The sequence below is a fragment of the Streptomyces sp. CBMA156 genome (assembly GCF_014596515.1).
GTDB lineage: Bacteria > Actinomycetota > Actinomycetes > Streptomycetales > Streptomycetaceae > Kitasatospora.
In genome coordinates this window covers 26,813-39,365 of the sequence record NZ_MSJQ01000298.1, presented here as the reverse complement: position 1 = coordinate 39,365, position 12,553 = coordinate 26,813, and the positions used below count along the sequence as shown (strand labels likewise).

11 protein-coding genes and 1 pseudogene are annotated in these 12,553 nt (G+C 73.3%); all 12 read right to left on the bottom strand.

The annotated features are described in order from the left end of the window. Positions 1 to 1,174, bottom strand: a pseudogene (locus tag BU198_RS26305) (hypothetical protein); the annotation flags it as partial. Between the two features lie 516 nt (positions 1,175 to 1,690). Beyond that, a complete protein-coding gene (gene cbiE, locus BU198_RS26300) occupies positions 1,691 to 2,944 on the bottom strand; it encodes a precorrin-6y C5,15-methyltransferase (decarboxylating) subunit CbiE (RefSeq protein ID WP_188299358.1) in 1,254 nt (417 codons plus the stop codon). 137 nt (positions 2,945 to 3,081) lie between these two features. Continuing rightward, the gene (locus BU198_RS26295) at positions 3,082 to 3,744 is read right to left on the bottom strand and encodes a GNAT family N-acetyltransferase (protein ID WP_188299357.1); all 663 of its coding nucleotides are present in this window, start codon (positions 3,742 to 3,744) and stop codon (positions 3,082 to 3,084) included. A gap of 199 nt (positions 3,745 to 3,943) precedes the next feature. Beyond that, complete coding sequence (locus BU198_RS26290) at positions 3,944 to 4,768, bottom strand: MetQ/NlpA family ABC transporter substrate-binding protein (protein ID WP_188299356.1); 825 nt, start codon at positions 4,766 to 4,768, stop codon at positions 3,944 to 3,946. Positions 4,769 to 4,824: 56 nt separating this feature from the next. Further along, positions 4,825 to 5,556 (bottom strand): methionine ABC transporter permease, encoded by a 732-nt coding sequence (locus tag BU198_RS26285; RefSeq protein ID WP_188299355.1) that lies wholly within the window; start codon positions 5,554 to 5,556, stop codon positions 4,825 to 4,827. Beyond that, on the bottom strand, positions 5,553 to 6,578 hold the full coding sequence (locus BU198_RS26280; RefSeq protein ID WP_188299354.1) for a methionine ABC transporter ATP-binding protein: 1,026 nt from the start codon (positions 6,576 to 6,578) through the stop codon (positions 5,553 to 5,555). Before BU198_RS26280 ends, BU198_RS26285 begins: the two co-directional genes overlap by 4 nt. Positions 6,579 to 7,122: 544 nt before the next feature. Then, positions 7,123 to 7,623, bottom strand: coding sequence for a GNAT family N-acetyltransferase (locus tag BU198_RS26275; RefSeq protein WP_188299353.1), 501 nt, complete (start codon positions 7,621 to 7,623; stop codon positions 7,123 to 7,125). A gap of 204 nt (positions 7,624 to 7,827) precedes the next feature. Further along, the gene (locus BU198_RS26270; RefSeq protein ID WP_188299352.1) at positions 7,828 to 8,085 is read right to left on the bottom strand and encodes a winged helix-turn-helix domain-containing protein; all 258 of its coding nucleotides are present in this window, start codon (positions 8,083 to 8,085) and stop codon (positions 7,828 to 7,830) included. 145 nt (positions 8,086 to 8,230) lie between these two features. Continuing rightward, the gene (gene argH / locus BU198_RS26265) at positions 8,231 to 9,655 is read right to left on the bottom strand and encodes an argininosuccinate lyase (protein WP_188299351.1); all 1,425 of its coding nucleotides are present in this window, start codon (positions 9,653 to 9,655) and stop codon (positions 8,231 to 8,233) included. A gap of 116 nt (positions 9,656 to 9,771) precedes the next feature. Next, positions 9,772 to 10,320, bottom strand: a complete 549-nt coding sequence (locus BU198_RS26260) for an arginine repressor (RefSeq protein ID WP_188299350.1) — start codon at positions 10,318 to 10,320, stop codon at positions 9,772 to 9,774. A gap of 23 nt (positions 10,321 to 10,343) precedes the next feature. After that, on the bottom strand, positions 10,344 to 11,567 hold the full coding sequence (locus BU198_RS26255) for an acetylornithine transaminase (protein WP_188299349.1): 1,224 nt from the start codon (positions 11,565 to 11,567) through the stop codon (positions 10,344 to 10,346). Further along, complete coding sequence (gene argB, locus BU198_RS26250) at positions 11,564 to 12,439, bottom strand: acetylglutamate kinase (RefSeq protein WP_188299362.1); 876 nt, start codon at positions 12,437 to 12,439, stop codon at positions 11,564 to 11,566. Before argB ends, BU198_RS26255 begins: the two co-directional genes overlap by 4 nt. Positions 12,440 to 12,553 lie beyond the last annotated feature (114 nt).

Genomic DNA, 12,553 nt, shown 5'->3' with positions numbered 1-12,553 from the left:
CCGTGACGGCGGGCTCGGCAACGGCGGGCTCGACGACGGCCTCGGCGGCAGGCGCGCCGGCCGCCTCGGCCACCGACGGCACGGCCTCGGCCGGCTCCGCCACGACGGCCTGCGGAGCGACCGCGACGGCCTCCACCACGGCCTCGGGGGCGGGCCCGTCCTGAACGGCCTGAACGGCCTGAACCGCCTGGACGTCCTGAACGGCGGCGGCCTGGACGGCCTCCGGCATCTCGACGACCTCGATCACCTCGATCGCCCCGACCGTCTCGACGGACGGCACGGCCTCGACCGGGTACGCGTGCAGCGGCACCTGCTGGACCTGCTGCGCCTGCTGGGGCTGGTGGAAGTCCGGCGCCTGCGGCGGCTGCTGCCCGTCCACGACGGGAACGCCCGGGGCCACCGGAGCGACCGGTGCCATCGGGACGGCCTGCGGCGCGGCGACCGGAGCCTGGGCGACGGCCTCGGCCACCGGCGGACGGCCGACCACCGGGATGCCGTGCGCGGGCGTGCCGCCCTGCGAGGGGCCGCGGTCGGCCAGCGAGCGGACCGGCACCTGGCCGGTCATCAGCGACGGGTCCGGGATCGGCGGCCCGGCGTGCAGCGGGCGGCGCGGCTGCTGAGCCTGCGTCATCGGCTGCTGCACCTGCGGCTGCGTCTGGACGGGATGCCTGCCGTGCTCGGCGCCGAGCACCGGCGGGTCCACCGGCGGCCAGGACGGCTCGACCGGCGTGCCGTCCTGCTGCGGCGCGAGCGGCACCTGCTCGGCCGGGACGGCCGCCAGCGGCTCGCCCCAGGAGCCCTGCGGTCCCGGCATCAGCAGCACGTCGTCATCGTCGTCCAGGCCGTCCGGCGTGTCGGGCTGGTCGAGGAAGTGGAAGGCGGGGCGCGGGGCGCCCTGGTCGACGGCCCAGCCCTCGCCGGGGTGGCCGGGCTGGGGCATCCCGGGAACGCCGTAGCCGTGCTGGCCCTGCGGCGGGATGACGCCCGCACCCGGGGGCATCGCGCCGGGCACGCCGCCGATCGGGGCCGCCGGGTTCGGGATCACACCGCCGTCCGTCACGAGGCCCTGGAGGGGTGCAACGCCCGCGACGCCCTCCGGTCCGCCGAGCCCGTCAGGCCCGGCGTGCAGGTGCTCCGGCATTCCCTCGCCCGGGACGTGGCCGCCATCGGTCATTGTCAAAGCTCCTTCCAGGCCGCTGCCGCGCCCTCGGCGACGCGATCACCGATCGCAGCGCCCATCCGCGCGGGCCGAACCAGCACCGACCCGCCCCTAATTACATGTGGCCGCCGCGCCGTGGCGCTGCGGCCCAAGTCCTTCCGGCGCACTGCGGCACCCGGCCCGGTGCACCTCCCGTACGGGACGGCACGTCGTCTGAAACAACGACAACCCGGAGCAACCGGCACGACCGCACCGGACCCTACGGCATTCTCCAGGTCCGGCACGAGGCCCGTCGAATTGCCCACACTCCGAGCGGAACCGGGTTGCACCGCGTCAAAATGGTGACAAACCGACTGAATCGGGTGGGTCGCCGACCGATGCAGCCGCCCAGGACGTCACACTACCGGCACGGCGCGGTCACCTCTCGAATAGGTGTCCGGATGCGACCTGGATCACCGTCCACGCCGGCGGACGGTCCCGGTGCGCGCCCCCGGCCGCCCGCCGGGGATCCGCCGGGCGGGCCCGAGGCCTTCACACGATCTGCTCACCCCAGAGCACCAGCGCGCCGGTTCCGGCCGCTCCCAGCGCCAGCCCGTCGCCCTCCCCCGCCGGCAGCAGCGGGGTCGCCTGGAGCAGCGCGCCGTCCGCCCGGTAGCCGGCCCCGTCGATCGCCCGGCGGACCTCCTCCGCCTCGGCGAGGGTCCGGGGCAGCGCGACGAACCGCTCGGGCCGGCGGGCCAGCACCGCGCGCACCACGTCGAGGCCGCCGGACTCCACCACCGCCGCGTCCGGCTCCGGCAGGCCGCCCAGCACCTCGGGTCCGCTCCCGTACACCGCCTCCACCTCGACGCCGTAGCGGCGGGCGTTGACGGTCAGCCGGGCGCAGGCCGAGCGGGAGCCCTCGACCGCGACCACGGCGGCGCCGAACCTGGCCGCCTCCACCGCGAGGGCGCCGCTGCCGGCGCCGACCGACCAGACCAGGTCCCCTGGACGGGCACCCAGACGGGCCAGCACCAGGGCGCGCACATGGGCGGGGAGCGACTCCGGCGCGCCCGGTGCACCTTCCACGCGCCCGGCGCCCGCGTAGGCGTCACCGGGGAGCGCCCAGCCGCGTTCCGCGCCGGGGTAGCCGACCGGGCGCCCGGCGAGCCAGCCGGCCGCCTCGGTCACCGCGGACTGGGCGGCGCCGCCGATCACCAGCACCACGTTGGGGTCCCGCCACACGTGGTCGGCGATCCGGTCGGAGGTGAGGACGGTGACGTCCTCGTCCGGGGTGCCGAGGGCCTCGCAGACCACGAAGGTCCGGTGCACCCCGCGCAGCATCAGGGCGAGTTCGGCGGGTCCGGCGCCCGGCGCGGTGAGCACCGCGACCTTGGGGTGGGCCCGGCAGATGTTGGCCGCGCGGCGCAGCCGTCCGCCGTGCACGCTGACCACCTGGGCGTCCTCCCAGGGCATGCCGGCCCGGGCGAAGGCGGTGGCCACCGAGGAGACGGCTGGCAGCACCTCCAGTTCGAGGCCGAACTCGGGGCGGCGCAGGGTGCGCACCACGCCGAAGAAGCCCGGGTCGCCCTCGGCGACCACGACGGCCGCGCCGCGGTGCTGGGCGATCCTGCGGGCGGCCTCCCGGATGCTGCCGAGGGTGATCCGCTCGGCGGCCTCCGGCACCGGGAGGGCGTTCAGTTGGTAGGGGGCGCCGGCCACCAGGGTCGCCGCGGCCAGGGCCGCGCCGGCGGCCTCGGTCAGCGGGGTGCCGTCCCACCCGATGACCGTGATCCGGTCAGCCATCTGCGGCCGTTCTCCCTCGACTCGGTGCGCCACTCGATCCGCCGTCGTGCGGTGCCGGAGCCGAGGCTACCGGGTGCGTTCGGCCGGAGCCCGACAACTCGCACACATGTCCGCGCTGGGTGAACGGCCCGCGCGCCTCAGTCGCGCAGCACGTAGCGGTGGTCGCCGTGCCAGCCCGCGCGGTGCAGCTCGGGCGACTCCAGGTCCTCGGGGAGCAGGCTCCACAGGATGAGGTCGCTGCGGCTCTCTCCCCCGGCCCGGTGGCCGGGAGGCGCCGCCGGCACCTCGCCGGACTCCCCGCGCACTATCCAGGCGCTGCGCAGCACGCCCTCGCTGATGCCGCCGACCTTCTGGGCGACCTGCTGGGCGGCCGTGTTCCCGGCGGCGGTGCGCAGCTCCAGGCGCAGGAAGCCGCGGTCCTCGAACAGCCACTGGGCGACGCCGAGGACGGCCTCGGGGGCGTAGCCCTCGCCGCGCGCCCAGACGGCGGTGACGTAGGAGATCTCGGTGCTGAGCAGCCGCCAGTCGGTGTTGCGCAGCTCGACCAGGCCGACCAGGCGCTGGGTCAGGTGCTCGGTGACGGCGAAGACGATGCCGCGCCCGGCGGCCCGGTGACCGGGGGCGAGGGTGCGGGCGAGCTCGGCCGCGTACTCCTCGGTGAAGGGCTGCGGCAGGTCGGTCCAGGCGAGGACGAGGTCGTCGGCCATCATCGTGGCCAGGCCGGGGGCGTCGTCCTCCGCCAGGGGGCGCAGCAGCAGCCGTTCGGTGCTGATGGCGGTCTCGGGGAAGCTCGCTGCCATGCCGTCTCTCCTCGCCGGGTCGTGAACACAACACCGTACGCCTCCGTCGTGCCCCGGATGCCACGCGGTGCGCCGCCCGCACGACGGTACGTCAGATCGCGGCCGGCCGGAGTGTCCCTGGTGCATACTGCCCGACCGGGCCCCCGCCGAGGTGCGGCGGGGGCCCGGTCGGGATCGGGGCGTCGGGCGGGGTCGCGGCTCAGAACGCCGGGATGACCGAACCCTGGAAGGTGTCCTCGATGTACTTCTTGACCTCGTCGGAGTGCAGCAGCTCGGCCAGCTTCTTGACCCGCGGGTCGTTCTCCTTGCCCTTCTTGACGGCGAGGATGTTGGCGTACGGGTTGCCCTCGGCCTTCTCCAGCACCAGGGCGTCGGTGGTCGGCTTCAGGCCGCCCTCGATCGCGTAGTTGCCGTTGATGACGGCGGCGTCCAGGTCGGCGATGGAGCGGGGCAGCTGGGCGGCCTCCAGCTCCTTCCACTTGAGGTTCTTCGGGTTGCCCGTGACGTCGGCCGGGGTGGCGGCGGTTCCGGCGCCGTCCTTGAGGGTGATGAGCTTGTTGTCGGCGAGCAGCTTGAGCGCGCGGCCCTCGTTGGTGGCGTCGTTGGGCAGGCCGACGGTGGCGCCGTCCGGCAGGTCGGCGAGCGACTTGACCTTCTTGGAGTAGGCGCCCAGCGGCTCCAGGTGCACGGTCTCGACCGAGACGATGTCCGTGCCGTTCTTCTTGTTGAAGTCCTCCAGGTACGGCAGGTGCTGGAAGTAGTTGGCGTCGGCCGAACCGTCCTGCACCGCCGTGTTGGGGGTCACGTAGTCGGTGACCTCCTTGATCTCGAGCTTGAGGCCCGCCTTCTCCGCGAGGTTGTCCTTGACGTACTTCAGGATCTGACCGTGCGGGGTGGGGGTGGCCGCGACCTTGAGCGGCGCGTTCGGGTCCGAGGAGGAGGACCCGGAGCTGCCGCAGGCGGCGAGCGAGAGGGCGATGCCGGCGGTGGCGAGGATGCTGGTGAACTTCAGGGCGTTGCGCACGAAAAGTGCCTTTCTGCGTGGAACGGGGAGCCGCGTCCGGGGTCGGACGGGGGAGGTCAGTGGGCGCCGAGGTCCTCGTCGGCGGTGGTGGCGGGACGCGGGCGCAGCAGGCGGGTGCGTCCACCGCCGTGGCCCCGGCCGGCCAGCCGGCGCACGGCGTAGTCGCCGGCCAGCTGGATCACGGTGACGATGATCGCGATCTCCGCCACGATGATCCACATGAAGGAGGTCTCGAACCGCAGGTAGCCGTACCGGTAGGCGAGGTCGCCGAGGCCGCCGCCGCCGACCGTGCCGGCCATCGCGGAGTAGCCGATCAGCGCGATGACCGTGGTGGTGACGGACGCGACGATGCCGGGGAGGGCCTCGGGGATCAGCACCTTGCGGACCAGCGTCCAGGTGCCGCCGCCCATCGCGTGGACGGCCTCGATCAGGCCGCGGTCGACCTCCCGGACGGAGGTCTCGACCAGCCGTGCGAAGAACGGGATCGCGCCGACGGTCAGCGGCACGGTGGCCGCCTGCCAGCCGAGGGAGTTGCCGGTCAGCCAGCGGGTGAAGGAGATCAGCGCGATCATCAGGATGATGAACGGCATCGAGCGCGTGAGGTTCACGATCGCGCCGAGCACCTTGTTCACCGGCTGGTTCTGGAGCACCCCGCCCTTGGAGGTGAGCACCAGCAGGATGCCGATGGGCAGCCCGAGGAGGACGGTGCAGAGGGTCGAGACCCCGACCATCTGGAAGGTCTCCTGGGTGGCGGGCCACATCAGTTCCTGCATCTGGTCCCAGGTCATGCCACCGCTCCGTTCGCCGCGTCGACCACGTCCACCTGGAGGCCCTGCTCGCGCAGGTAGCCGATCGGCACCACGTTGTCCTCGTGGCTGCCGGGGAGTTCGACCCGCATCCGGCCGACCATCCGGCCGGCGATGGTCTCCACCGCGGCGCCGAGGATGTTGATGTCGATCTGGTAGGTGCGGGCGAGCTGGGAGACGAACGGCTGGGCCGAGCTGTCGCCCTGGAAGGTGATCTCCAGCACGGTGGAGCCGGCGTGGCCGGTGCCGAACTCGCTGAGCGGGAACAGCTCGCGGGCCAGCTCAGACCCGGGCCGCGCCAGCAGGTCGGTGAGTTCGCCGGACTCGACCACCCGGCCGCCGCGCATCAGGGCGGCGGAGTCGCAGACGGACTTGATGACGTCCATCTCGTGGGTGATCAGCAGGACGGTGAGGCCCAGCTGCTGGTTGAGGTCGCGCAGCAGCTTGAGGATCGAACGGGTGGTCTCCGGGTCGAGCGCCGAGGTGGCCTCGTCGGAGAGCAGCACCTTGGGGTCACCGGCCAGTGCCCGGGCGATGCCGACGCGCTGCTTCTGGCCGCCGGAGAGCTGGGTGGGGTAGCTGCGGGCCTTGTCGCCGAGGCCGACCAGGTCGAGCAGCTCGGCGGCCTTGCGGCGGCGCTCGGTGCGGTCCAGGCCGATGATCTCCAGCGGGAGCTCGACGTTCTGCTGCACCGTCCGCGAGGAGAGCAGGTTGAAGTGCTGGAAGACCATGCCGATCCGGCGGCGGGCCTCCCGCAGCTCGCGGCCGGCCCGGTTCTCGCCGCCGGACAGCGCGGTGAGCTCGACCCCGTCCACGGTGACCGTGCCGGAGGTCGGGCGCTCCAGCATGTTCACGCAGCGGATGAGGGTGGACTTGCCGGCACCGCTGGTGCCGACGACTCCGTAGACCTCGCCCGGGCGGACGTGCAGGTCGACGCCGGCGAGGGCGGTCACCTCGCGGCCTCGGGAACGGTAGACCTTCGTCAGGTCCGTGGTGGTGATCACAGCGGCTTTCCGTGGGTCGGGGGCGCGGGCGGCGCGGGACGACCGCCCGACCGGGGTGCGGTCGGCGGCGTCGTCACGGCGCTGCGCCGGGGGGATCCGGGCTCGCCACCCCTTGATCGTGGCCGTCGGACGGCCGGGCCGCGCGACGGCGTGGCCCTAACGAGTCACCGGGCCCGCGGGCACGGCAGGGGGAGGAGTCCGGGAGGAGGGGGCGCGCTCGCACGGGCGGGAGCGGCGCCGGATTCTCGCTTCGGGGCGCGAGGGGAAAGCACCCTCAGGGGGGTGCCGGGGGCGGTGGCCCTCAGCAGTGACACATTCGACGACACATGGCACGCTCACCTGCCGGCAGGGTGCCGGTGGGGGTCCAGTTCGTCGTCGCAGTCATGTGAGCCAGTAAAACAGATGGGTCGATATCCGCCCAATCATTTGGCGGACCTGTCCGCAATGCGGACATGCCTCGCCGCCACCAGTACGGATACGGCTCGGCGCCGCCACCGGGGGTCCGGATGGTGGCGGCGCCGGGAACGCGCGCGGGACGACGGGCTCAGGCCGTCGCGGCGAGCGGCGTCATAGCGGGCTTCGCGAGGTGGACGAAGCTCAGCCGGCCGTCGACCTGCTCGACCCTGGTCTGACGGTACCCCTGGCGGGCGTACAGCCGCAGGTTGCCGAGGCTGCGGTGGCCGGTGGACAGCTCGTAGGCGTTCACCGGGCCGTCCTGGGCCATCCGGCGCTCCAGCGCGTCCAGCAGCCGGCCGCCGAGGCCGTGGCGCTGCATCCGCGGATGGACGACCAGGCGCCCTATCCGGCCGACGCCGTCGGCGCCGACGTGGCCGCGGACGGTGCCGACCACCTCGCCGCCCAGCCGGGCGACCAGGACGTGCTGCTCGGACAGTTCGGCGCGCAGGCTCTCCAGGCTCTGCGTCAGGGGCTCGATCGCCCAGTCGCCGTACAGCTCGGCCTCGGGCTGGTAGCCGAGGTACTGGAGCTTGAGGATCTGCTCCGCGTCCTCGGCCTCCGCGGCCGAGATGATCACGCTCATGCCCATGTGGAGGGGCCTCCCCAGTCGTCGTGCGCGGCGCGCAGAGGGTGGCGCGCTCACGCTCAGTATCCGAGTGATCGCGTCACCGTCAAGGGCTGCGTTCGCCAGCGCTCTACCCGGACGTCAGCTTCCCTCAACCTTCCGGGGGGCATACGTGAGGAGGGTCACCTCGGGTGCCGCACGGGTTCCGTACGGCCGTTCCCGGGCCGTTCAGGGGTACCGCTCCGCGTGGAGCAGCATCCGCAGGCAGGCCAGGCAGCGGGAGCGGGTGGGGCCGATCGAGCCACGCGGCATGCCGAGCCGCTCGGACAGCTCACGGTACGTGGGCGGCGGGTCCTCGGCGAGGGCGGCGATCAGCTGCGGACATCGGCCGGGCAGGGCGGCCACGCTCTCGCGGACCACACGGCGGCGGCGCTCGGCGAGGTAGACGTCCTCGGCGGAGGGGACGGGTGGGATGGCGGTGCACACACCGTGCATGACGGCGCCGGGCGGGGCCGGTTACGCCCGGGCCGGGGCGCGGACGCGGGAGGGGCGCGCCGGTCGGACCGCCGCGCCCCTCCCCCGTGACGTCAGGGATCGACGCCCTCGCCGGGGCCGCCCCCTCCGTCGGGGATCAGCCCTGTGCCCACTCCTGCTGCCGCGCCAGGTCCGCCTTCACCTCGGCGAGCTGGACCGCGACCGCCGAGGGGGCCGTACCGCCGCGCCCGTCGCGGGAGGCGATGGCACCGTGGACGCTGAGCACCGAGCGCACCTCGGGCGTCAGGTGCCCGGAGATCGCGGCGAACTGCTCGTCCGTCAGGTCGGACAGCTCGATGCCCTCGGCCTCGCAGACCTTGACGCAGGCACCGGCCACCTCGTGCGCGACCCGGAACGGCACGCCCCGCTTGACCAGCCACTCGGCGATGTCGGTGGCGAGCGAGAAGCCGGCCGGGGCCAGCTCCTCCAGCCGCTCCCGGTGCACGGTGAGGGTGGCCATCATCCCGGTGAACGCGGGCAGCAGCACCTCCAGCGTGTCGCAGGAGTCGAAGACCGGCTCCTTGTCCTCCTGGAGGTCCCGGTTGTAGGCGAGCGGCAGCGCCTTGAGGGTGGCCAGCAGGCCGGTCAGGTTGCCGATCAGCCGGCCGGACTTGCCGCGGGCCAGCTCGGCGATGTCCGGGTTCTTCTTCTGCGGCATGATCGAGGAGCCGGTGGAGAAGGCGTCGTGCAGCGTGATGAAGCCGAACTCCTTGGTGTTCCAGATGATCACCTCCTCGGCGATCCGGGAGAGGTTGATCCCGATCATCGCGGTCACGAAGGCGAACTCGGCGACGAAGTCGCGCGAGGCGGTGCCGTCGATGGAGTTGCCCACCGAGCCGCCCTCGAAGCCGAGTTCGGCGGCGACGGCCTGCGGGTCGAGGCCGAGCGAGGAGCCGGCCAGCGCCCCGGAGCCGTACGGCGAGACGGCGGTGCGGGCGTCCCACTGGCGCAGCCGCTCGGCGTCCCGGCCGATGGCCTGCACGTGCGCGAGGACGTGGTGGGCGAAGAGCACCGGCTGGGCGTGCTGGAGGTGGGTGCGGCCCGGCATCGCGGTGTCCGGGTGCGCCTCGGCGAGGCCGACCAGGGCCTGCTGGAGGTCGAGCAGCAGGCCGCCGATGATCCTGGCGTGGTCCCGCAGGTACATCCGGAACAGGGTGGCGATCTGGTCGTTGCGCGAGCGCCCGGCCCGCAGCTTGCCGCCGAGGTCGGGGCCGAGGCGCTCCAGCAGGCCGCGCTCCAGCGCGGTGTGCACGTCCTCGTCGGCGACGGTGCCGGTGAAGGTGCCCGCCTCGACGTCGGCGAGCAGCAGGTCCAGGCCGGCCAGCATGCCGGCCAGCTCCTCGTCGGAGAGCAGGCCGGCCTTGTGCAGGACCCGGGCGTGGGCCTTGGAACCGGCGATGTCGTACGGCGCGAGGCGCCAGTCGAAGTGGACCGAGGCCGAGAGCTTGGCCAGCGCCTCGGACGGGCCGTCGGCGAAGCGCGCGCCCCAGAGGCGGACGTCGGCGGACTGCTGGACGGTCATCGCGGTGGCTCCTTCATGCATGTGCAGTAGGTGGCATAAGTATGCATCAGACCGTATGAAACACAAAACCCCGGCCGATTGCTGTTCCGTCGGCCGGGGTCGTCCCGGGGAAGGCCCTACTGCGCCTTGGCCTGGGCCAGTTGCATGAGGTGGTCGGCGAGCGCCTGGCCGCCGGCCGGATCGCGGCTGATCAGCAGCACGGTGTCGTCGCCGGCGATGGTGCCGATGATCTCGAACACCTCGGCCTGGTCGATCGCCGAGGCCAGGAACTGGGCGGCGCCGGGCGGGGTGCGCAGCACCACCAGGTTGCCCGAGGCCGTCGCGGAGACCATGAGTTCGCCGGCCAGCCGGGCCATCCGGCCCTCGCTGGCCGACTCCCCCATCGGCGCCCGCGGCGTGCGGTCGCCGCCCTCGGCCGGGACGGCGTAGATCAGCGCGCCGTCCCGGTTCCGGATCTTGACCGCGCCCAGCTCGTCCAGGTCCCGGGAGAGGGTGGCCTGGGTGACCACCAGGCCGTCGTCGGCGAGCAGCTTGGCGAGCTGGCTCTGCGAACGCACGGGCTGGCGGGTGAGCAGGTCCACGATCCGCCGGTGGCGCGCCGTGCGGGTCTGCGGGACCTGCGGCGTCGGGCCGGTGACGGAGGGGCCGGAGTGGGATGCGGTCATGTGATTATTCTCCCGGAGAACGGTCAACTCGCATCGGCCGGGGCGCTTTCGCGCACCGCCCGGAGGATGCCCGGCAGCGCGGCCAGGAACGCGTCCGCCTCCTGCTCGGTCAGCACCAGCGGCGGGGCCAGCCGGACGGCGTCCGGGACGGCCGCGTTGACCAGGAAGCCCGCCTCCTGCGCGGCGGCCTGGATCTCGGCCGCGACCGGCTCGGTGAGCACGATGCCGAGCAGCAGGCCCGCCCCGCGCACGTGCGAGACCAGTGGGTCGCCGAGCGCCTCGACGCCGTCGCGCAGCCGCTCGCCCAGCTTGCGGGCGTGCTCCAGCAGGCCCTCGGACTCGATGGTGTCCAGCACCGCGAGCCCGGCCGCGGCGGCCACCGGGTTGCCGCCGAAGGTGGTGCCGTGCCGGCCCGGGGTGAACAGGTCTGCGGCCGGGCCGAAGGCCAGCACCGCGCCGATCGGCAGGCCGCCGCCGAGCGCCTTGGCCAGCGTGACGACGTCCGGCTCGACGCCCTCGTCCGCCTGGTGGGCGTACCAGTGGCCGGTGCGGCCGATGCCGGTCTGGATCTCGTCCAGGACAAGCAGGGTGCCGGTGGCCCGGGTGATCTCGCGGGCCGCCCTCAGGTAGCCCTCGGGCAGCGGGATCGCACCGTTCTCGCCCTGGACGGGCTCCAGGAAGACGGCGGCGGTCTCGGTGGTGACGGCCGCGCGCAGCGCCTCCACGTCACCGAACGGGACGTGGGTGACGTCGCCGGGCAGCGGGCGGAACGGGTCCTGCTTGGCGGGCTGGCCGGTCAGCGCGAGGGCGCCCATGGTGCGGCCGTGGAAGCCGCCCTGGAGGGCGACCAGGTGGGTGCGGCCGGTCAGCCGGCTGATCTTGAAGGCGGCCTCGTTGGCCTCGGCGCCGGAGTTGCAGAAGAACACCCGGCCGCCGGGCCGGCCGTCCAGCCGCAGCAGCCGCTCGGCGAGGGCGATGGTGGGCTCGGCCATGAAGAGGTTGGAGACGTGGCCGAGGGTGGCGATCTGCCGGGTCACGGCCTCGACCACCGCCGGGTGGGCGGTGCCGAGGGCGTTGACGGCGATGCCGCCGAGCAGGTCGGTGTACTCCTTGCCGTCGGCGTCCCAGAACGTGCTGCCCTCGCCGCGCACCAGCGGGACGCGGGGGGTGCCGTAGTTGTCGGTGAAGGAGTGCTGCCACCGCTCGGCGAGCTGCTCGTTGTGCGTCACTCCGGTCACGCCGTTCATGCCAGTCCCCCGGTCACGGTCGGTTCGTCGTCCGGCACGACCATCGTGCCGATGCCCTCGTCGGTGAAGATCTCCAGCAGCAGGCTGTGCTGGACCCGGCCGTCCAGCACGCGGGCGGTGCCCACGCCGGAGCGGACGGCGCGCAGGCAGCCCTCCATCTTGGGGAGCATGCCGCTGGCCAGACCGGGCAGCAGCTCCTCCAGCTCGCTCGCGGTGAGCTGGCTGATCACGTCGTCGGACTCCGGCCAGTCCTTGTAGAGGCCCTCGACGTCGGTGAGGACGACGAGCATCTCGGCGCCGAGCGCGACCGCCATGGCGGCGGCCGCGGTGTCGGCGTTGATGTTGTAGACGTGGCCGTCGGTGCCGCGGGCGATCGAGGAGATGACCGGGATGCGGCCGTCGGCGATCATCGCCTTCACCGCGCCGGCCTCGATGTTGACGATGTCCCCGACCAGGCCGATGTCGACCTGCTCGCCGTCCACCACCGCGTACCGCTTGACCGCCGTCATGGTGTGCGCGTCCTCGCCGGTCATGCCGACCGCGAACGGGCCGTGCCCGTTGAGCAGGCCGACCAGCTCGCGCTGCACCTGGCCGGCCAGCACCATCCGGACCACGTCCATGGTCTCCGGGGTGGTGACCCGCAGGCCGTTGGTGAAGCTCGACTCCAGCCCCAGCTTGTCGAGTTGGGCGCTGATCTGCGGGCCGCCGCCGTGCACCACGACGGGGTGCAGGCCGGCGTAGCGCAGGAAGACGACGTCCTGGGCGAAGGCGGCCTTGAGGCTTTCGTCCACCATGGCGTTGCCGCCGAACTTGATCACGACGGTCTTGCCGTGGAAGCGCTCCAGCCACGGCAGCGCCTCGATCAGCGTCATGGCCTTGGGCAACGCGGTGTTGTTGCGGGCCTGTTCGCCCTTGGGTGCGATCTGCACGGTTTCCGGTGTCCTTGTCGGATCAGGTGGAGTAGGCCGGATCAGGTGGAACGAGGC

Coding starts and splice junctions, on each gene's coding strand:
- cbiE (WP_188299358.1), bottom strand. CDS start 2,944: ATGGCTGACCGGATCACGGTCATCGGGTGGGACGGCACCCCGCTGACC.
- BU198_RS26295 (WP_188299357.1), bottom strand. CDS start 3,744: ATGGCAGCGAGCTTCCCCGAGACCGCCATCAGCACCGAACGGCTGCTG.
- BU198_RS26285 (WP_188299355.1), bottom strand. CDS start 5,556: ATGACCTGGGACCAGATGCAGGAACTGATGTGGCCCGCCACCCAGGAG.
- BU198_RS26275 (WP_188299353.1), bottom strand. CDS start 7,623: ATGGGCATGAGCGTGATCATCTCGGCCGCGGAGGCCGAGGACGCGGAG.
- argH (WP_188299351.1), bottom strand. CDS start 9,655: ATGACCGTCCAGCAGTCCGCCGACGTCCGCCTCTGGGGCGCGCGCTTC.
- BU198_RS26260 (WP_188299350.1), bottom strand. CDS start 10,320: ATGACCGCATCCCACTCCGGCCCCTCCGTCACCGGCCCGACGCCGCAG.
- BU198_RS26255 (WP_188299349.1), bottom strand. CDS start 11,567: ATGAACGGCGTGACCGGAGTGACGCACAACGAGCAGCTCGCCGAGCGG.
- argB (WP_188299362.1), bottom strand. CDS start 12,439: ATGACGCTGATCGAGGCGCTGCCGTGGCTGGAGCGCTTCCACGGCAAG.